17 protein-coding genes are annotated in these 18,266 nt (G+C 60.6%); 8 read left to right on the forward strand and 9 right to left on the reverse strand.

Annotated features, from left to right (window positions below; all coding sequences use genetic code 11):
• Nucleotides 1–65: 65 nt before the first annotated feature.
• From ABXR19_RS18160 to ovoA, 4 genes are all read right to left on the reverse strand, one after another.
• Nucleotides 66–503 (reverse strand): nucleoside deaminase, encoded by a 438-nt coding sequence (locus ABXR19_RS18160; protein ID WP_354602571.1) that lies wholly within the window; start codon nucleotides 501–503, stop codon nucleotides 66–68.
• A 208-nt stretch (nucleotides 504–711) separates the two neighbouring features.
• Nucleotides 712–1,785, reverse strand: a complete 1,074-nt coding sequence (locus ABXR19_RS18165) for a type II asparaginase (RefSeq protein WP_354602572.1) — start codon at nucleotides 1,783–1,785, stop codon at nucleotides 712–714.
• A 269-nt stretch (nucleotides 1,786–2,054) separates the two neighbouring features.
• Nucleotides 2,055–2,450, reverse strand: coding sequence for a ribosomal maturation YjgA family protein (locus ABXR19_RS18170; RefSeq protein WP_354602573.1), 396 nt, complete (start codon nucleotides 2,448–2,450; stop codon nucleotides 2,055–2,057).
• A 35-nt stretch (nucleotides 2,451–2,485) separates the two neighbouring features.
• Entirely contained in the window at nucleotides 2,486–4,597 is a 2,112-nt protein-coding gene (gene ovoA, locus ABXR19_RS18175; protein ID WP_354602587.1) for a 5-histidylcysteine sulfoxide synthase, read from the reverse strand.
• 398 nt (nucleotides 4,598–4,995) lie between these two features.
• Between ovoA and ABXR19_RS18180 the strand changes: the two genes are divergently transcribed.
• Nucleotides 4,996–6,024: a GGDEF domain-containing protein gene (locus tag ABXR19_RS18180; protein ID WP_354602574.1), complete on the forward strand. Its 1,029-nt coding sequence runs from the start codon at nucleotides 4,996–4,998 to the stop codon at nucleotides 6,022–6,024.
• 123 nt (nucleotides 6,025–6,147) lie between these two features.
• Here ABXR19_RS18180 and ABXR19_RS18185 read toward each other — a convergent pair whose 3' ends face one another.
• The gene (locus ABXR19_RS18185; protein WP_354602575.1) at nucleotides 6,148–7,296 is read right to left on the reverse strand and encodes a PstS family phosphate ABC transporter substrate-binding protein; all 1,149 of its coding nucleotides are present in this window, start codon (nucleotides 7,294–7,296) and stop codon (nucleotides 6,148–6,150) included.
• 235 nt (nucleotides 7,297–7,531) lie between these two features.
• Here ABXR19_RS18185 and ABXR19_RS18190 point away from each other — a divergent pair, with 235 nt between their 5' ends.
• The gene (locus ABXR19_RS18190) at nucleotides 7,532–7,870 is read left to right on the forward strand and encodes a pilin (RefSeq protein WP_354602576.1); all 339 of its coding nucleotides are present in this window, start codon (nucleotides 7,532–7,534) and stop codon (nucleotides 7,868–7,870) included.
• A gap of 136 nt (nucleotides 7,871–8,006) precedes the next feature.
• Here ABXR19_RS18190 and ABXR19_RS18195 read toward each other — a convergent pair whose 3' ends face one another.
• From ABXR19_RS18195 to ABXR19_RS18210, 4 genes are all read right to left on the reverse strand, one after another.
• Nucleotides 8,007–9,344 carry an ATP-binding protein gene (locus tag ABXR19_RS18195; RefSeq protein ID WP_354602577.1) on the reverse strand — a complete coding sequence of 446 codons (1,338 nt, stop codon included), beginning with the start codon at nucleotides 9,342–9,344 and terminating at the stop codon, nucleotides 8,007–8,009.
• Between the two features lie 9 nt (nucleotides 9,345–9,353).
• A complete protein-coding gene (locus ABXR19_RS18200) occupies nucleotides 9,354–10,013 on the reverse strand; it encodes a response regulator (protein ID WP_354602578.1) in 660 nt (219 codons plus the stop codon).
• A gap of 219 nt (nucleotides 10,014–10,232) precedes the next feature.
• Nucleotides 10,233–10,571, reverse strand: coding sequence for a hypothetical protein (locus tag ABXR19_RS18205; RefSeq protein WP_354602579.1), 339 nt, complete (start codon nucleotides 10,569–10,571; stop codon nucleotides 10,233–10,235).
• 138 nt (nucleotides 10,572–10,709) lie between these two features.
• Nucleotides 10,710–11,933: an MFS transporter gene (locus ABXR19_RS18210; protein WP_354602580.1), complete on the reverse strand. Its 1,224-nt coding sequence runs from the start codon at nucleotides 11,931–11,933 to the stop codon at nucleotides 10,710–10,712.
• A 284-nt stretch (nucleotides 11,934–12,217) separates the two neighbouring features.
• Here ABXR19_RS18210 and ABXR19_RS18215 point away from each other — a divergent pair, with 284 nt between their 5' ends.
• From ABXR19_RS18215 to ABXR19_RS18240, 6 genes are all read left to right on the forward strand, one after another.
• Nucleotides 12,218–12,820, forward strand: a complete 603-nt coding sequence (locus ABXR19_RS18215; protein ID WP_354602581.1) for a CDP-alcohol phosphatidyltransferase family protein — start codon at nucleotides 12,218–12,220, stop codon at nucleotides 12,818–12,820.
• 229 nt (nucleotides 12,821–13,049) lie between these two features.
• Entirely contained in the window at nucleotides 13,050–14,804 is a 1,755-nt protein-coding gene (locus ABXR19_RS18220) for a bifunctional alpha/beta hydrolase/class I SAM-dependent methyltransferase (RefSeq protein ID WP_354602582.1), read from the forward strand.
• On the forward strand, nucleotides 14,794–16,122 hold the full coding sequence (locus tag ABXR19_RS18225) for a phosphatase PAP2/dual specificity phosphatase family protein (RefSeq protein ID WP_354602583.1): 1,329 nt from the start codon (nucleotides 14,794–14,796) through the stop codon (nucleotides 16,120–16,122). Before ABXR19_RS18220 ends, ABXR19_RS18225 begins: the two co-directional genes overlap by 11 nt.
• A complete protein-coding gene (locus ABXR19_RS18230) occupies nucleotides 16,119–16,556 on the forward strand; it encodes a hypothetical protein (protein WP_354602584.1) in 438 nt (145 codons plus the stop codon). The genes ABXR19_RS18225 and ABXR19_RS18230 overlap by 4 nt, the downstream gene beginning before the upstream one ends.
• The gene (locus ABXR19_RS18235) at nucleotides 16,543–17,166 is read left to right on the forward strand and encodes a lysophospholipid acyltransferase family protein (protein ID WP_354602585.1); all 624 of its coding nucleotides are present in this window, start codon (nucleotides 16,543–16,545) and stop codon (nucleotides 17,164–17,166) included. Before ABXR19_RS18230 ends, ABXR19_RS18235 begins: the two co-directional genes overlap by 14 nt.
• Nucleotides 17,167–17,203: 37 nt before the next feature.
• Nucleotides 17,204–18,187, forward strand: coding sequence for a phosphatidate cytidylyltransferase (locus ABXR19_RS18240; RefSeq protein ID WP_354602586.1), 984 nt, complete (start codon nucleotides 17,204–17,206; stop codon nucleotides 18,185–18,187).
• Nucleotides 18,188–18,266 lie beyond the last annotated feature (79 nt).

Here is an 18,266-nt window from a genome sequence, read left to right on the forward strand (position 1 = left end):
GGGCGGACCTCTTCAGCCTACCTGTCTGCAGGGGCCCGCCCCGCGCGGCTCTTCAGGCATGTCTGCTAGACGCCAATATCCTCGTTCCACAGCTCCGGGTAATCTGCGATGAAGTTGCTCATGATGCGGATGCAGCTGCGGTCCTGCATCACCTCAACCGCCACCCCACGCGACTTGAGCCATTCTTCCTCGCCCTGGAAGCTCTGGTTCTCGCCGATCACCACTTTGGGAATGCCATACAGAATGATCGCGCCGCTGCACATCGCGCAAGGCGACAGCGTCGTGTACAGCGTGGATTCCCGATAGATCTGCGCCGGCAGGCGGCCAGCATTTTCCAGCGCATCCATCTCGCCATGCAGGACGACGCTGCCGTTCTGCACGCGGCGGTTGTGCCCGCGCCCGATGATCTTGCCGTGATGAACCAGCACCGAGCCAATCGGAATCCCGCCTTCGGCGCGGCTGAGTTCTGCCTGTTCCAGAGCCGCATGCATATAGACATCCATCACATTTCCTTTCGACAGAAATATCAGCGTCCATAGCCGATGATTGCGTTACGAACAGCCGTGCGGCGGCTTTTGAGCCCGCCCGCAGAGCCGTGCGAATAATGGCGCAATCATGCGCCGGAATTCCTGCGCATCCAGAGACCAAAAGGGTGGCTGATACAGAGTTGGCGGAGTCAGCCCTGCGCAACACAACCCGAAAAAAAAACGCTCAATACTCCATGAAGACGCGCTGAAGCTCTTTGCTGTCGCTGGTTTTTGTCAGTGCCACCGCAGCAAGAATGCGGGCCTTCTGCGGTTTGTGATCGTGTGCCACAACCCAATCGTATTTATCATCCGGCTGCTCGGAATTACGCAGCACAAACCCGTCCGGCACACGTGCAGAGCGAATGATGTGGACGCCTTTGGCCCGCAGCGCTTGCAACACGGGAACAATCCGATCCGCCACCGATCCATTGCCAGTTCCCGCATTGATGATGGCCTTGTCCTTGCTGAAGGCTTCATACCCAGTGGCCGGCACGTTGCCGTAGCCATAAACCACATCAACATCGGCCAGGGCATCAATCGTATCGATATCAAATTCAGATTGCAGCGTATGGCGCTTGACCGGTGCACGGAACCAGTAACTCTTGCCTTCCACGATCATGCCGAGCGGCCCCCACTGGCTGTTGAAAGCATTGGTTTTAATGTTGATCATCTTGGACACATCACGCCCACTGTGAATTTCGTCATTCATCGTGACCAACACGCCCTTGCCCTTGGCGCTCGGATTTGCCGCCACGTTGACGGCGTTATACAAGTTCAGCATGCCATCGGCCGACATTGCCGTGCCCGGACGCATGGAACCAACCACGACGATGGGCTTGTCCGTATGAACAGTCAGATTCAAAAAAAATGCCGTCTCTTCGAGCGTATCCGTACCATGCGTAATGACAATTCCATCAACATCAGCCTGCTTGGACAGTGCGGAAACGCGTTTCCCCAAACTCAGCAAATGTGCGTTGGTAAAGCTCTCCGACGCGATCTGAAATACCTGTTCACCACGTACGCTCGCCACGTCCTTGAGCTCGGGCACGCCAGCAATCAGCTTGTCGACGGGTACCTTGGCAGCTTGATACGTGGCACTGTTGGCCGCGGAGGCTCCGGCGCCAGCAATCGTTCCGCCGGTGGCAAGAATCACGATATTGGGTTTGACCTGAGCCCAGGCATTGCCGGCAAGCAACGCCGAACAGATCAGCAGGGCGCGCGCAAGATTGAAAATACGATACGAAGAATTTAAGAGCATGGAAATTCCTGTTTGGTGGAGTGACAGAATGACCCAGCCAGCGCTGACGCACCTGACCGGTCCGACTCCTGTATAGCAACAGGTGGGCCACACCAGGATGCCCGGTTCTTCTTCGCCTTCCCCACCAGCGCACGGCCTTGTTTATCCGACAAAAACACCAATTCAAGGCACTTTCAAGAAACATCTAGGCAAGGACATCGGCGCACTCCGCTGGTGCAGGCGGCGCCCAACTCCCTTCAAAAGGGTGCTCGGCAAAACCAACCCGGCTTCTAGCAACGCATCCACTGATCATGGCGAGTGGATCGTGCCGCTTCAAAAGTCAGGATCGCCAGCAGGCCCAAAGCATAAGCCAGCACATCCATCCAGTCGGCTACGGAACCCAGCAGTGTCCGAAGCAGCGCACTGTCCAGATGCCATGCATTGACCTTGGCTACATATTGGCAAAATTCCACGAGACACCCAATCCCGAATGCCCCCAAGGCCAGCCACTTGCGCCGGCCCTCCAGAACAATCCGCAACAGGCAATACACCCACACCACAGCCAGCGCATCACCCAGAAAACCGCGCACCCAAGGGTGGTGGGACCAGATGGTGGCGATCAGCACTTCGATCACAAAGATCAGGATCGCCCATATCAGCGCCTGCGGGTTGAAGTGGAATTTCATGATTCGGGCAGTTGATTTTGCTTGCGGCTGAGCCTTTAGGCGATCCGCTCCCACAGCGTCACTTCCGACAAGCTGTGCTGGAATTTACGCCGCGTTTCGCGGATCACGAAGGGCACCTCCTGCGGCACGGCCATCAGGCGGAAGTACGAGCCGAGCTGGGCCTTGAGGCCATCCAGCGTCGTGAAGTTCTCGCCATCTTTCTTGAAACCGCCGACCCAGTCTTCACGCCGCGTGTGTTCCTCCAGCCAGGTGTAAGGCGAGCAGATCATCAACACGCCGCCGATGTTCAGGCGCTCACGCACGGCGGCGAGGAAGGACGCCGGCTTATACAGACGGTCAATCAGGTTCGCCGCCAGAATCAGATCGAAACCCGTCAGGATCGGCTTTAGATTGCAGGCATCGCCTTGCAAGAAAGTGACCTTGTCGCGCACCGACTCCAGCCCCATATCGACCAGCCGCCGCGTCTTGTAGGACACCAGCTCGCCTTCATCGACCAGGGTGTAGCGCAGCTCGCCCTGCTCGGCCAGCTGCACGCCCAGATTGATGAAGCGCGCCGAGAAATCAACGCCAGTAACCTGATCGAAATGCCGCGCCAGCTCGAAACTCGCGCGGCCGGTGGCGCAGCCCAGATCCAGCGCCTTGTGTGCGGGCTTGCCGGCCACCGCCTTGATCGCGATCTGCGCCAGTGCCTTGGGGAAATTCGGCACGCCGTAGTATTCGTCGCCGTAGTGGAATTCGGCATACTCCGAGAGCTGCTTGCCACTCTCGTAAAACACATTCGGCGCGGCGGCTTCGGCCTCGCTCACCACATAGCGGAAACCGGCGTGCTGGAAAAAATGCCGGCGGAAGGCGTAGCGCGCAGCGTGCAGCGACTCATTGCCACAGGCGATCCACGAACCACCCTTGATCAGGTTGTGACGGCCATCGAAAGTCGGCGTGCTGAAATCATCGTAAATCGGATGGACTTCGAAGCCTTCAAACGGATAGATCGGCGTCTCGGTCCATTGCCACACATTGCCGACCACGTCGAAAAAATCGCCCTGCGCAAAGCGCGTCACCGGGCAGGATGAGGCGTAATGATCCAGATGCAGATTGGCGTTGGCCGGCGCAGCGGCCGGCACTTCCGCAATCCCTGCCACCGCATACATCCGCTCCCACTCATCCTCGCTGGGCAGACGCACCGACAAACCGGTCAAGCTTGCCTTCCACTGACAAAAGGCCTTGGCCTCGTGGTAATTCACCTCCACCGGCCAATCCCAGGGCATCGCCACTACTTCGGTCATCAGGCGCAGACGCCAGCCCTCGGGCGTGCGCTGCCAGAACGTCGGATGCTGGGCGTGACTGAAACGCCGCCAGCCCAAACCTTCCTCGCTCCACACGCTGTCCAGCGCATAGCCGCCGGCCTCCACGAAATCCAGAAATTCCTGATTACTGACCAGATAACTACTGGCCTGAAAGGCCGCCACGGCGGCGTGGCGCTCGCCATATTCATTATCCCAGCCGTAGTGCGCGTCAGCGCGCGCCTTGCCCAGCTGCACCTCACCGGCAGGCACCGACACCAGCGTATTGTGCGGCGCCACGCCCGATTCGCGGCAGGGCTCGAAAGCCGCATGCGGCTGTACCCAGCTCAGTACCTGCTGGCGGATCAGCACCGAAGACGTCTCCAGATGGATGCGCTCGTGCTCGATGCCCATCACGATGGCCCACCAAGGGTTGTTCCAGTCGATAGGCCAGCTCAGTGGCGTCTGCGCGATCACTGCATCGACGCGCGCCCGCACCGCATTGCGATAAGCCTTCAGCTCATCCACCGTCGGCCAGGCGTAATGCCCCTCGGCCAGATCATCCCAACTCATCTCATCCACGCCCACCGAGCACATCGACTCAAAGGTCGGATTGACCCGCTCGGTGATCAGGCCCGCCAGCAGCAGCTTGTTGATGAAGAAAGTCGCGGTGTGGCCAAAGTAGAAAATCAGCGGGTGGCGCAAGGCAATCGGCTTGGCGTACCAGGCTTCATCACAGGCCAGCGTCTCGAACAATTGCTCGTAACGGCTGAAAGTCGCGTGAAAATAATCGCGCACAGCCTGCCGCGTCTGCTCGAGATCAGAGCCATTCAACAGGGGCGTGCGGGCAAACAGGGCAGATGGCATGGGGGTCAAGGCGGGCTCACTGAAAATGGCAGAAAGGAACTCTGCACGAAGAGCCTCCGATCATACCCGCGCAAACATCACATGACGACAGCCCGCAAGGCCCGGCGGGCATTGATTGCATGTACTGCCTGCAGAGCCGCACGGGGCGGATGTCTCCAGACACCCTACCCGCTCAGGCAGGCTGGATGCGGGTGTACAGACATACGAAATACACAAAACACCTCAAGGCAGGCAAGCCTGCGGCCGTTATGGCTGACACTGCCCATAAGCCACACTGCCCTGCCAGCGCAAATGCCCCAGAATGAGAGGGCACCGATTTTGTGTAAATTTCAAACAAACCCTTCGCAACGCCTCGCATCGTGCGCCCCGAACACTCTCACCCCAGCAAGGTCTGCCTCATGCAAGTGGAACGCGAGCACCTGATCCGCTCACTCTTCGATGAATACATCGAAATGTACGCGTCCCGCGACGAGCGCCTCACCGCGCGCTTCAGCGACAGTTTCAGCGGCTACACCGGCGGCGGCAATTTTCTTGTCAGCAGCAAGGATGAATGGATAAGCATCACCCGCCAGGATTTCACCCAGGTCCCCGGCCACATCCGCATCGAGATGCTCGACATCGCCCTGCAGGACATCACCAACGATGTGGTCGCTGTCACCGCCTTCTTCCACATCCACCTGCCCACCACCGAACACATCCTGTCGCGTGAAACCGCGCGGCTCGTGCTGATTTTCCGGCTTGAAAACAGCGACTGGAAAATCGTGCACAGCGGCATCTCCATCCCCTATCACCTTGTTCAGGATGGCGAGGTCTACCCGATCAGCGGCTTACTCGAACGCAACCTTGAGTTGGAAGCCCTCGTCGAAGAACGCACTCAGGCGCTGGCCGAAGCCAATGCCAGGCTTGAAGCGCTTAGCTACACCGACGGGCTGACCGGGATTGCCAACCGTCGCAGTTTCGACCGTATGCTCGCTCAGGAATGGAGCCGCGCGCAACGCGTCGGCGCCCCCCTGTCGCTGATCCTGCTGGATGTCGACCTCTTCAAACACTTCAACGACCACTACGGCCACCAGGCCGGCGACAGCTGCCTGCAGGCCCTGGCCCACGCCCTGACTCAAGCCGTGCAGCGTGCCGGCGATCTGGTTGCGCGTTATGGCGGCGAAGAGTTTGTCGTCCTCCTGCCGAACACGAACACGCACGACGCCATCGACACTGCCCGCCGCATCCAGCACGAAATCAGCCAGCTCGCACTACCGCACCACGATACCCGGCCCGGCACGGTTACCGTCAGCCTCGGCGTCGCCAGCCTCCACCCCTCACGCCAGCGCACCCCGGAAGAGTTGATCCGTCAGGCCGACGCCGCGCTCTACCGCGCCAAACAATCCGGGCGCAACTGCCTGCAATCAGCCGGGCCGGATCTGGTCTGAGCCCTCTATGCGGAGCCGCACGGGGCGGATGTCTTCAGCCACCCTGCCGGCACAGCCAGACTACATGCGTCTGTGCCGTGGCACCGCTTGCAGAAGTCCGCCCACAGCGACTTTTCAGCCGGATCAATGAATTGGGACGTAGCTTGTCTTTTCAACCAGTGCCTGCCCTTGCGGAGAGAGCACCCAGTCGATCAGGGCTCGGGTCTGTGGGGTTTCCCTGCCTTTGATGGTGACGGCGTAGAAATCGGCCGCGAATGGATAGCTCTTGTCACGAATGGTCTGGCGACCGGGGAGGATCCCGTTGATGGCGAGCAGGCGGATTTCGTCGTCCTGGACCATGCCGGTGGCAAAGAACAGAAAACTGTAGCCAATGGCATTGGGAAAATTCCGGTAATCCGCTGCGCGTCGGATAATCCCGCCCATGCCCTGCACTACATCGGCCTGCGGCGCGGCAATCAGGTTTTTGCCCTCCATGATTTTCTGCAGCATGCTCTGACTGCCGCTGCCCTCCGGACGCTGGAAAGCCTTGATCGCGCCGCCCTCTCCGCCAACACTGCGCCAGTCAGTGATCTGGCCAGCATAGATATGCTGCACCTGGCTGACACTGAGACCCTTGACGGGATTGCGGGCGTTCACGAAAAACACGAAGGCTTCACGCCCGATGGCCGTAAGCTGGAACTCCAGGCCTTTGGCCTTCGCAGCATCCAGCTGTTTCTGCGAGGGGCGTGCAACAAAGATGACGTCCGCCTTGCCATCCATCAGGCGCTGCCAAGCCTCGGTGGTTTTCGAGCAGCGCACCGGATCATCCCAGATGCCGTAGTCGCCCTGCGGGTAAGTCGCCTGTACGAACGCGGCATACAGCGGATACAGCGCCGTGGCGCCATCCAGTCGGGGCAGCTCGCCGGTGAGCTTTAGCGTGGCTGGCTCGGCGAGTACGGCAATCTTGCTGTATTCCCCAAATGGGCGGTACTCCCACAGCTCGACCTCATCCTTCACCGTGCGGAAACTATCCTCCCAGGCGAGATAGCCCCACCAGCCCGCACCGCTCAGCACACAAGCGGCCAGCACGGCGGTGATGCCCCGGAGCAAGCGGCGGGAGAACCAGCCGAACAGCCCGGCACCCGCAAGCAGAAGGATGGCGAGTGCGATTGGCCAGAGCAGCAGCAGTGCAGCCGGCTTGCCGACAAACAGAAAGCCAAAGGAAAGCATGAAGCCGCCCATTCCCAGACAGACCAGCAGGATGATGAAACCAAGAATCTTGAGAGTGCGCATGACAGCAAGGGTCCAGAAACGGAATCGCCCGATGATGCCCTAAACCGCAAATCATCCCGGCCAACACCAGCCTTACGGTCAGCCCCGGCGGGCCTCTCCAACCAACCCTGCCGGCACAGGCAAGCTGGGTGAGGCTGTGCAGGCAGGTCGCCAAAAACCAACACTTCCCAAAGAATCGGCGCGTACGCCGATCCGCATAAGCACCTCGGACTCAAAGACAGTCTGCCGCCGGGGTATGCTCGCTTATCAGGACTACACCGTGCGGGCACAGACAGCTCAGGCGTATGCACTGGCATCGGAAGCGGCCAGCGCCGTGGGCGAATTTTACGTGCAGCAGAAACAGATTCCTGTGAATCTGGGTGCAGCGGGTTTCAACTCAACACTACCGCCCAGCCTGGAGCGCATTGAGGTCAATCCACAGAATGCCGTGCTGACCGTCCACTTTGCCTCGACTGCCCTCAAAGGAAAAACGCTCGTCATGACGCCGAGCGCAGATCCACAAGGCGGCGTCAGCTGGACCTGCTCATCCGATGACATTCGCCCGCAGCAACTGCCACAGCCCTGCCGCCGCTGATTCGTTGGAGGAGCCAAGACCGGCCACACTTTTTGCTGAAAGAAAACGTGGCCGGTTTCGTATTGACCCAAATGCCCATGACGACGCTGTGATACTCCATGTACACACGGTTTCAAAATAGGCCACGATGCGGCACTCAAACAGCCATGAACTTGAGCTTGACGGCGAGGCCGCCAAGCGTTTCAGACTGACCCAACTCCATGCTGATGCAATAGCGGTTGGCTATCGTCTGGACAATGGCCAGTCCCAGGCCACTGCCACCATCAGAGTGGCTGCGGCCGCGATTGAAGCGCCTGAAGACTTGGGCACGCTCTTCTGCAGGGATGCCGGGGCCGCTATCTTCCAGAATCAACACGATACCCTCAGCATTGCACTGCATTGAAAGCTTGATCACTCCTTGAACAGGTGTGTTCTTCACTGCGTTTTCAAGCAGATTACGCAGCAGGATGCGCAGAGCTTCTAGATTTCCGGATACGGTGAGTTGCCTCTCCCTCTCAATCTCCGCCAAGTTGGCACTGATATTGATTTCCCGGGCCTGCGCTTGCGGCAGCACGTCGGAAAGTGCCAGACGAAGCGCTTGTGGCAAACTGACCCGGGTTCGCTCGGGCGCGGTTGCCTCTTCACGCGCCAGCACCAGCAATTGCTCAATCAACCGGGTCGAACGGTCAATGCCGGCCATCAAGCGTTCAGTGCAAAGTGTGCGCATTTCGACAGAGCCGGCACGTTGCAAGCCTTGAACCTGCAGGCGCAAGGCAGCCAGCGGGGAACGCAGTTCGTGCGCGGCGTCGGCAACAAAATGCTGTTGCGCAGCAAAAGCCTTGCTGACGCGAGCGAACTGGGCATTGATGCTGGCAATGAATGGCTGGATCTCTTCTGGAACCCCTTCTGTCGGTAAAGCGTGCAGATCGTTGGCATCACGCAGAGCTACTTCGTCACGCGACTTCATGAGCGGGCGCAAGGCGCGAGAGATGCTCCACCAGACGCCACCAAGCATGAAAGGCGCAAGGCTCAGAATGGGTAGAACCGTTCGCAAGGCGAGTTCGCGCGCACTGCGATCGCGCTCAGCGATGTTCTGGGTGACCTCGATGAGTTTGTTGTGCATGGGCATCAGGAATACGCGAAAGGTCTTGTTATCGATCTGACGCATGGAAAAGCCTTGCTCCACCTGGACGGTGTTCGATGTACCGAGCGCGTTGCCACCGCCTCCGCGCAATTCCGGCAGAAGCTGAACCTTCAGGCGGTAGCTAGGCTCCTCGCCTTTGCGGGGTTGCCGTTTCAGAGGAGAAAGAGTCGGCTCCGGGACGCCGCGCCGTACGGCATTGGCGATCTGCAGCATCTGATAGTCGGAGATGGCGTCGACCTCGCGCAGTGCGACACGATAGGAGATACCCGCCTGGGCCAAGGTCGCGACAGAGATGGCCACAGCCAGCACCAGAAGCAGGCGGCGGCGAATGGAATAAATGGCAAGTCTCACCACGGCCCCCTACTGTTTGGGAACCAGATAACCGACGCCACGCACGTTGCGGATCAAGCGGGCACCAAGCTTTTTACGCAAACCGTGGATATAGACCTCGACCGCGTTGCTGTTGATCTCGTTTTTCCAGCTAAAAAGCTTTTCTTCCAGCTGGGTGCGCGACAGAATCATACCGGGTCGGGCCAGCAGCAACTCCAGCACAGCCCATTCACGGGCCGAAAGAATGACGGAACGCTCACCAATCAGCACCTCCTTGGTGCCCGGATTGATGCTGACATTCTGATATTCATAAACCGGCTCTGCTCGACCCGCACTGCGTCGCAGCAGCGCCCGGATACGGGCGAGCAATTCATCCAGATCGTAGGGTTTGACGATGTAATCATCGGCGCCCGCGTTCAGACCCTCCACGCGCTGCACGATGGCATCGCGTGCAGTAGCAATCAACACGGGGGTGCGCAATTTACGAGCCCTCAGAGCCCGCAACACCTCGATCCCGTCACGCTGTGGCAAACCAAGATCAAGCAGGACAAGATCATAGGAGTGACTTTCCAGTGCCGTATCAGCCATCAATCCGTCACGCACCCAGTCGACTGCAAAGCCCTCTGCCCGAAGCAGATCAAGTACCGCCTCACCGATCATTCGATCATCTTCAACCAGCAGCAAGCGCACGGTGAGTGAACTCCTCGACATGAGGCTGCGGCAATGCGTGGAAAGCCTCGTTTTCAGAAGCCGCGACCTGCAGGTGAGACCTGGAAATGGCGGCCTTGATAAGAGCCTAGACCCGGACGATCAGCATGTATGGATAAATGGCCAAAAGTGAAGTTTTATCACCCTCAAACCGGCATGCCCCTGACCTCGCGCTCGAAGCCGAGGACACGCCGGGCTGCTTCACTCTTGAGACTCGGCAGCGGAGTTGCTCATCGGCGTCTGGACCCTTAGCAGTTTGCCATCGGTGTCAATATCCACATAGACCCGCTGCCAACCCAGCACCGGATCTAGAATCTCGTAGACGAGCGAACTGGAACCATCCAGCCACTTCGGCGCATTTTCAGGCGCACCCAGCTTATCAATGATTTCGCTGCGTGACTGGCCTTGCTGCAAGGCATCCAGTTCCGCTTGCGTCACCTCAGAACTGGACATCGGCGCAGCCAAAACCGAAGCAGGTACGATTACCAACGCAAGTCCAAGAGCAGCAGCAATAGAGGAACGACTGACGCGGTTTTTCATGATTGACTCCTTCTTCATCGGGGCCGGGCGGAATGCCCTCCTACACTGTGCAGGTTAGGCCTTGTAACTTAACGGAGTCTTAATCCTGCAGACGTCAAGCGCCAAGAGCTTCGGCGCGCCTGCTAGCAGAACCAGGCTCTATGCAGCGTGCCGCACTACCATTGCCTCCCGAATAGGCAGATTCACCAGCGCCGCCAGCGCGGCCAGCACGATGTCAGCCCACCACATCGGTACAAAACTGCCCCAGTGTGCCAGCGCCAGCCCGCCCAGCCAGGCACCGAGAAAACCGCCGACCTGATGCGAGAACAGGGTCAGGCCGAACAGTGTCGCCAGATAACGGTTGCCGAACAGCTTGCCGACCACTGCGGCCGTCGGTGGCACCGTCGCCAGCCAGGTCACGCCGAGGCCTGCAGCGAACACGTAGAAAGTCAGCGCCGTCTTCGGCGCGGCCAGAAACAGCAGGATCAGCACGGCGCGCGAAGCGTACATCCAGAACAGGACCATCTTGCTGCGATAGCGCTGCACCGCCCAGCCAGCCATCAGGCTGCCAACGATATTGGCCAAGCCAATGATCGCCAGCGACCAGCTCGCCACGCCCGCTGGCAGACCGCATAGATTTACCTCGCCGGGCAGGTGCGTCACCAGAAACGCAATATGGAAGCCACAGGTGAAAAAGCCCGCGTGCAGCAGCAGATAGCTGCGATCCTGCAAGGCGCCACGCAACACACTGGAGAGCCGCTCCCCGCCTTGCTGTGCCGCATGGGTGGCTGCAGAGGCAATACTGGCGGGCTTCTTCAGGATGCTCACGAGCGGCAGCGCGCACAAGGAAATCACCGCCAGCGCCCACATCGCGCCCATCCAGCCGGCCAGCAGGATCAGGCCCTGCACTACCGGCGCGAACACGAACTGACCAAAGCTGCCGCCCGCATTGATGATGCCGGACGCCATGCCACGATGCTGCGCCGGCAGGCGCTGCGCCACCGCACCGATCAACACCGAGAAGCTGCCCGCACCTGAGCCGGCAGCCATCAACACACCCAGCGTCAGACTCAGACCCAATGTTGAGTGCATGAATGGCGTCAGCGCCAAGCCCGCCGAAAGTACGAACAAACCAGCCACCAGCACGCGGCCGGAGCCATAACGATCCGCCACCGCCCCCGCCACCGGTTGCACCGCGCCCCACACGAACTGGCCCACCGCCATAGCCAGACTGATGCTCGCCACGCCGAGGCCGGTTGCGGTATTCAAGGGCGAAAGGAACAGGCCCAGCGACTGGCGCGCCCCCATTGTGATCGCCAGCATCGCAGCAGCGGTCAGCGCCAGCCATAGCCAGGCGCTGGAATTCTTGTCATCTTCGGTCATGGCAAAAGCCTCTGCGCGGAATGCCGCCAGCGTCGCAGAGGCGGGCAAAACGCGCAAGTTGCATCGGAGCGAAATCCCTGCCTGCTGAAGATCCCCTTGCAGCGGGCGTCTCCATGACAGTCAGCCGAAGATGGCCGTCCATCGCGGCTCTTCAGGCATGCTTTATTTTGCAGCAAGCCGGGATCAACAGAAACCGGCACCTGCCGCTGGCCGGCCTGCATTGCCAAACCTGCCCCGCTGCGGAATACTCTGCGCCTCAGCACTGCGCCAGACACCGTTACACAATGAGCATTTACGCCCTCAAACCGAAATTCCAGGCCCTGCTGCGTCCGCTGGTGCGCGCCCTGTTTGCCGCTGGCATCACCGCCAACCAGGTCACCCTCGCCGCCTGTATCGTCTCCGTGGCACTCGGCATCTGGCTGTGTGCAGACCCGCGCCCTGCCTTGTTTTTGACGATCCCTTTATGGATGTTCCTGCGCATGGCCTTCAACGCGATTGACGGCATGCTGGCGCGCGAATTCGGACAGAAATCGCCGCTGGGCGCTTATCTGAACGAGCTGACCGATGTGATCGCGGATGCCTGCCTGTATCTGCCCTTCGCCTTCCTGGCGCATTTTTCGGCGCTGGCGGTGGGCGTGTTCATCGCCCTGTCGATCATGGTCGAAATGACAGGCGTGATCGGCCTGATGGTCGGTGCCTCGCGCCGCTATGACGGCCCCTTCGGCAAGAGTGACCGCGCCTTCGCCATCGGCGCACTGGCCCTGGGCATCGGCTTCGGCCTGCCGGTGCAAGCCTGGCTGCTGTGGCTGTTCCCGGTGCTGAGCCTGCTCTGCGTCTGGACCATTGTGAATCGGGTGCAGCAAGGGTTGAAGGAAGCACGCGCCTGAGCGTTGCAGATTCAACCCAGATTATTCATTAGGGCGCGAGATGATGGCGAGGCAGGTTGCGAGACAGTTTTGTAGATTGAGAGAAGTCCATGGTTCCTCCCATGGACGCCGAGCAAGCTGCAAAAATGACCGCAAACCGTCCGCCAGCACTCGTACAGGCCCGTAGGGCCGACTAGTGGATAATCTGGGTTCAGACAGCACATTAATCAGTTACACGTCCGGAGAGTTCATGCGTCGCACCCCCACCGAAAGCCTGTTTGAAACCAGCGATGGCCAGCAACTTTTTTACCGCCACTGGCCTGCAAAGGGCAAGAAACCGCGTGGCGTGATCGTGATGTTCCACCGTGGCCACGAACATTCAGGCCGCATGATGCATGTGGTGGACGAACTGAAACTGCCGGAATTCGCCTTCTACGCCTGGGACGCACGCGGCAACGGACGCACTGCCGGGCCGCGCGGTTTCAGCCCGAGCATCGGCCGCTCGGTCCGCGATGTGGATGAATTCGTACGCTTCGCCGCAGAACAGACGGGCGTCGCCCTCAGCGACGTGGCCGTGATCGGACAAAGCGTAGGCGCCGTGCTGGTCAGCACCTGGGTGCATGACTACGCGCCACAGATCCGCTGCATGTCGCTGGCTTCGCCGGCCTTCAAGGTCAAACTCTACGTGCCCTTCGCACGCACCGGTCTGCGCCTGCAACAGAAATTTCGCGGCAACTTTTTCGTCAATTCCTACGTCAAGGCCAAGTTCCTGACCCATGACGAAGAGCGCATCACCTCCTACAATCGCGACCCGCTGATCGCCCGGCCGATCTCGGTCAACATCCTGCTCGAACTCTACGAAGCGGCCGAGCGCGTCGTCGGCGATGCCGGCGCCATTCACGTGCCGACTCAGCTACTGATTTCCGGCGCCGACTGGGTGGTGCATCACAAACCGCAGCACGACTTCTTCGCGCATCTGGGCAGCAGCGTGAAAGAGAAGCACGTGCTCGACGGTTTCTTTCACGACACCCTGGGCGAGAAATCGCGGCATCAGGCCATCGGCCATCTGCGCACCTTCCTGCTCGGGCGCTTCATGATGCCGCTGGTGCAACCCGCCTTGCTCGACAGCCACACGAGTGGTTACACCTTCAACGAATACCAGCAGCTGTCTCAGCCGCTCTCCATCTGGAGTCCCAAGCGCTGGATGTTTGCGCTGACACGCCTGTCGATGGCCACGATCGGCCGTCTTTCCGAAGGCGTGCGCCTGGGTTTTTCCACCGGCTTCGATTCGGGCAGCACGCTTGATTACGTGTATCGCAACAGCGCACGCGGCTTTACCGCGCTGGGCCGCCTGATCGACCGCAATTATCTGGACTCCATCGGCTGGCGCGGCATCCGCCAGCGCAAACTGCATGTCGAGCAACTGCTGCGACAAGCCATCACGGACCTGCGCGGCCAGGGCCGCCCGACACACGTGCTGGACATCGCCGCCGGCCACGGGCGCTACATCCTCGAAGGTATCGAAAAACTATCACACAAGCCGGACTCCATCCTGCTGCGCGACTTCTCCGCGCTGAATGTCGAAAAGGGCAATCAGCTCATCGCCGCCAAGGGTCTGCAGGACGTCGCCCGCTTCGTGCAGGGCGATGCCTTTGATCGTGCCTCGCTCAGCGAAATCACGCCGAAACCGACCATCGGCGTCGTCTCCGGCCTGTACGAACTCTTTCCCGACAACGCCATGCTCGGTGCCTCGCTGGCCGGTCTGGCAGACGCGATCGAGCCCGGCGGCTACCTGATCTACACCGGCCAGCCCTGGCACCCGCAGCTGGAGTTCATCGCCCGCGTCCTCAGCAGCCATCGCGATGGCAAGCCCTGGATCATGCGCCGCCGCGTGCAGGCGGAAATGGATCAGCTGGTCGAGGCCGCGGGCTTCAGCAAGATCCAAACCCTGGCTGACGACTGGGGAATTTTCACGGTATCGATTGCACGGCGCAATGCCGCCTGATTCCGGCAGCCCGCTACCGCAGCAGAGCCAACGGCCCTGGCGCTGGGCGCTGCTCTGGGGCGCGCTGCTCGGTGTGCTGTTCTTCGGCAGCTACACAGCAGCCAATCATTTCACGGCGCAGCGCAGCGACGTCAGCGTCTACGTCTTCGCCTGGGAACGCCACATCCCCTTCCTCGCCTGGACCATCCTGCCCTACTGGAGCATCGACTTTCTCTACGCCGCGGCACTCTTCGCCGCGCGCAGCAAGGCCGAACTCTTCCGCCTCGCTTATCGCCTACTCGCCGCACAGATCATCTGCATCACGGGCTTCCTGCTGTGGCCGCTGCGCTTCAGTTTTACCCGGCCCGCCACCGACGGCTGGACCGGCGCCATGTTCGATGCGCTGACCGGCTTCGATCTGCCATTCAATCAGGCGCCCTCGCTGCACATCTGCCTGCTTGTCGTACTGTGGCGGTTTTATGCGGATCTTACCGGCCAGAAACCAATCCGCTGGCTGCTGCACACATGGTTTGCCCTGATCGGCATCTCGGTGCTCACCACTTGGCAGCACCACTTCATTGATCTCGTCACCGGACTTTCGGCCGGCGCGCTGTGCCTGCTGCTAGTGCCTGAGGCGAACGCAAGCTGGCGCTGGCGCGGCCATGAAGCCGGTGGCAAACGCCTGCGTCTGGGCCTCATCTATCTCGCCGGTGCCACACTGGTCGCCAGCCTCGGAGCAGCCCTCTTCCCGGCCGCCAGCGCCTGGCCGTTCTACTGGCTAGCCGCCTCGCTGGCCGGCGTTGGCGCCATCTACCTCGGCGGCGAGGCCACGCACTTCGGCAAACAAGGCACGCGCATGCCCTGGCGCAGCTGGATGTTCTTCGGCCCCCACCTCGCCGCTGCGCGCCTCAATGTCTGGTTATGGACGCGCAAACTGCCGATCGGCGTCGAAGTCCATGATGGCGTATTCCTCGGCCGCCAACCCGACGCCGCCACGCAGGCGCAGCACGACATCCACCACGTCGTCGACCTCTGTGCAGAGCTTTCATTACCGGCAAGCCCAAGAGCCGCATCCAGCCTGCCTGTTATGGATCTCATTCCGCTCAGCCCCGCGCAGCTTACTTCTGCAGCGCAGGCCATTGAAGAAGCCCGTCAGCAGGGTCTCGGCGTATGGGTGTGCTGTGCCCTTGGTTTCTCGCGCAGTGCCGCCTGCGTAGCTGCCTGGCTGGTGCAGCATCGCGGCTTTACGCCTGAGGAAGCACTCGCGGCGATCCGGCGGGTGCGGCCGCAGGTGGTGCTCAAAACCGAACAATTCCATGACTTGACCAGGCTTGCATGACTTCCGCCGAACATCTCGCCACCCTCACCGCCACCTTCCTGCGCAGCACGCACCCGCTGCAAGTCTTCGGCTGGATTCTGTGTGGAACGGCCGCCGCCGGTGTCTTGCTGGCAACGCGACACTCGACGCCTTACGCGCTATGGCTGTTCGCTGCGGCGCTGGCATCCGGCTTGCCGCTGGCCTGGTTTGCGCTACGCATCCGCTTTGACGTGGCGGCTTTCGAACTGATCGCAGCGCAGGCGGAGAGCCACAATGCTTTGCCGGATTTCGACACCGCGCTGAGCCAACTGGGCCTGCACAAGGGTGCGGATGCGCGCGATCTGGTGCAGCGCGCAGCAGCAACCAAAGGGCTGGTCGTGCGCCTCGCTGCGGTAATATGCGGGCAACTTATCCTTGTGCTGGCGGGTGTCGGCGTCCTCTATGCAATGGCTTGATCGACTCGTCGGACTCTTTCTGATCGCGCTGGCGCGCCTGCTCACCGGTGCCTATGCCAACTGGCTCGGCTGCAAACCTGAGGCGCGCCAGCGCCTGTATTTTGCCAACCACTCCAGCCATCTGGATTTTCTGCTGCTGTGGGCGCTGCTGCCACCGCGTCTGCGATACAAAACCCGCCCGGTGGCCGGCGCCGATTACTGGGCTTGCTCACCGCTGCGCCGTTATCTGATCCACCGCGTGTTCCGCGGCGTTCTGGTGGATCGCGCCCGGCCCAAACCGGGACAGAGCCCGCTGGCACCGCTGCAGGCGGCACTGGATGCGGGCGATTCGCTGATCTTCTTCCCTGAAGGCACGCGCTCGCTGGATGGCGAGATGCAGGCCTTCAAGGGCGGGCTCTATCATCTCGTGCGCGACAATCCGGGCGTGGAATTCGTACCCGTGCGCATGGAAAACCTGAACCGCGTGATGCCCAAGGGCAATCTGCTGCCGGTGCCGCTGGTATGCATCCTGAGCTTTGGGACGCCGGTGGCGCTGGGCGCCGAGGAAGCCAAGCCGGAATTTCTGCTGCGGGCGCGGCAGGCGGTGCTGGATATGATGCCGAAGCAATGATGCACGAACGAAGCGACTCACCCAAAAAGCGAAACCCATGAACCTGACCAACACCTTGCAAAGCCTTCCCAATCAAGTCCCCGAGGCCGCGCGCGAGGCGACCCTGCATCTGTTCATGGGCATCGGCGCAGTGCTGCTGTTTGCCAGCGTGGTGGGCTGGCTGCTGCGCTGGAAGCTGGGGCGCGACAATGGCGTGGTCGCCAATCTGAATGCACGCGTCAATGCCTGGTGGATCATGGTGGCGGTGATTGGTGTGGCACTACTCGGTGGGCATACCGGCGTGGTGCTGCTGTTCGGCTTGATTTCCTTCTTCGCGCTGCGTGAATTCATCACCCTGAGCAACACCCGGCGCGGCGATCACTTTGCGCTACTGGCCTGCTTCTTCATCTTTCTGCCGCTGCAATACGTGTTCGTGTGGCAAAACTGGTACGGCATGTTCTCGATCTTCGTGCCGGTGTATGCCTTCCTGCTGATGCCCTTCCTGGCGTGCCTGGGGCACGACACCACCAACTTCCTCGCACGCGCCACGCAAACGCAATGGGGCCTGATGATCTGCGTATATGCGATCTCGCATGTGCCAGCGCTGCTGGCACTGAACATCGCGGGTTACGAGGAGCGCAACCTGCTGCTGGTCGTCTTCCTGATCATCGTCGTGCAATCCAGCGACGTACTGCAATACGTGTGGGGCAAGCTCTGCGGCAAGCACAAGATCGCGCCGAATGTCTCGCCCTCGAAAACCGTGGAAGGTTTCATCGGCGGCATCGCCAGCGCCACCGCGCTGGGCGCGGCGCTGTACTGGATCACGCCATTCTCGCCACTGGCCGCGGCCGGCATGGCGCTGGCCATCACCCTGATGGGTTTCTCCGGCGGGCTGGTGATGTCCGCGATCAAACGCGACCGCGGCGTGAAAGACTGGGGCCATATGATCGAAGGCCACGGCGGCATGCTCGACCGGCTCGACTCGGTGTGTTTCTCGGCACCGATCTTCTTCCATCTGGTGCGTTACTTCTACACGGCTTAGGGCAACGCTGAACAAGTGGCGTTAAAAAGCCACGCGCACGGTCAAATCGGCGCGAGGGCGAAAATTCGACGAAAAAGGG

The organism is Uliginosibacterium flavum, assembly GCF_040566545.1.
Classification (GTDB): domain Bacteria; phylum Pseudomonadota; class Gammaproteobacteria; order Burkholderiales; family Rhodocyclaceae; genus Uliginosibacterium; species Uliginosibacterium flavum.

Bases quoted from the DNA above. Each gene is read 5' to 3' on its own strand.
- ABXR19_RS18170 (WP_354602573.1), bottom strand. From the start codon at position 2,450: ATGAAATTCCACTTCAACCCGCAGGCGCTGATATGGGCGATCCTGATC.
- ABXR19_RS18230 (WP_354602584.1), top strand. From the start codon at position 16,119: ATGACTTCCGCCGAACATCTCGCCACCCTCACCGCCACCTTCCTGCGC.
- ovoA (WP_354602587.1), bottom strand. From the start codon at position 4,597: ATGCCATCTGCCCTGTTTGCCCGCACGCCCCTGTTGAATGGCTCTGAT.
- ABXR19_RS18215 (WP_354602581.1), top strand. From the start codon at position 12,218: ATGAGCATTTACGCCCTCAAACCGAAATTCCAGGCCCTGCTGCGTCCG.
- ABXR19_RS18235 (WP_354602585.1), top strand. From the start codon at position 16,543: ATGCAATGGCTTGATCGACTCGTCGGACTCTTTCTGATCGCGCTGGCG.
- ABXR19_RS18210 (WP_354602580.1), bottom strand. From the start codon at position 11,933: ATGACCGAAGATGACAAGAATTCCAGCGCCTGGCTATGGCTGGCGCTG.
- ABXR19_RS18205 (WP_354602579.1), bottom strand. From the start codon at position 10,571: ATGAAAAACCGCGTCAGTCGTTCCTCTATTGCTGCTGCTCTTGGACTT.
- ABXR19_RS18180 (WP_354602574.1), top strand. From the start codon at position 4,996: ATGCAAGTGGAACGCGAGCACCTGATCCGCTCACTCTTCGATGAATAC.
- ABXR19_RS18240 (WP_354602586.1), top strand. From the start codon at position 17,204: ATGAACCTGACCAACACCTTGCAAAGCCTTCCCAATCAAGTCCCCGAG.
- ABXR19_RS18220 (WP_354602582.1), top strand. From the start codon at position 13,050: ATGCGTCGCACCCCCACCGAAAGCCTGTTTGAAACCAGCGATGGCCAG.
- ABXR19_RS18165 (WP_354602572.1), bottom strand. From the start codon at position 1,785: ATGCTCTTAAATTCTTCGTATCGTATTTTCAATCTTGCGCGCGCCCTG.
- ABXR19_RS18160 (WP_354602571.1), bottom strand. From the start codon at position 503: ATGGATGTCTATATGCATGCGGCTCTGGAACAGGCAGAACTCAGCCGC.
- ABXR19_RS18190 (WP_354602576.1), top strand. From the start codon at position 7,532: ATGCTCGCTTATCAGGACTACACCGTGCGGGCACAGACAGCTCAGGCG.
- ABXR19_RS18225 (WP_354602583.1), top strand. From the start codon at position 14,794: ATGCCGCCTGATTCCGGCAGCCCGCTACCGCAGCAGAGCCAACGGCCC.
- ABXR19_RS18185 (WP_354602575.1), bottom strand. From the start codon at position 7,296: ATGCGCACTCTCAAGATTCTTGGTTTCATCATCCTGCTGGTCTGTCTG.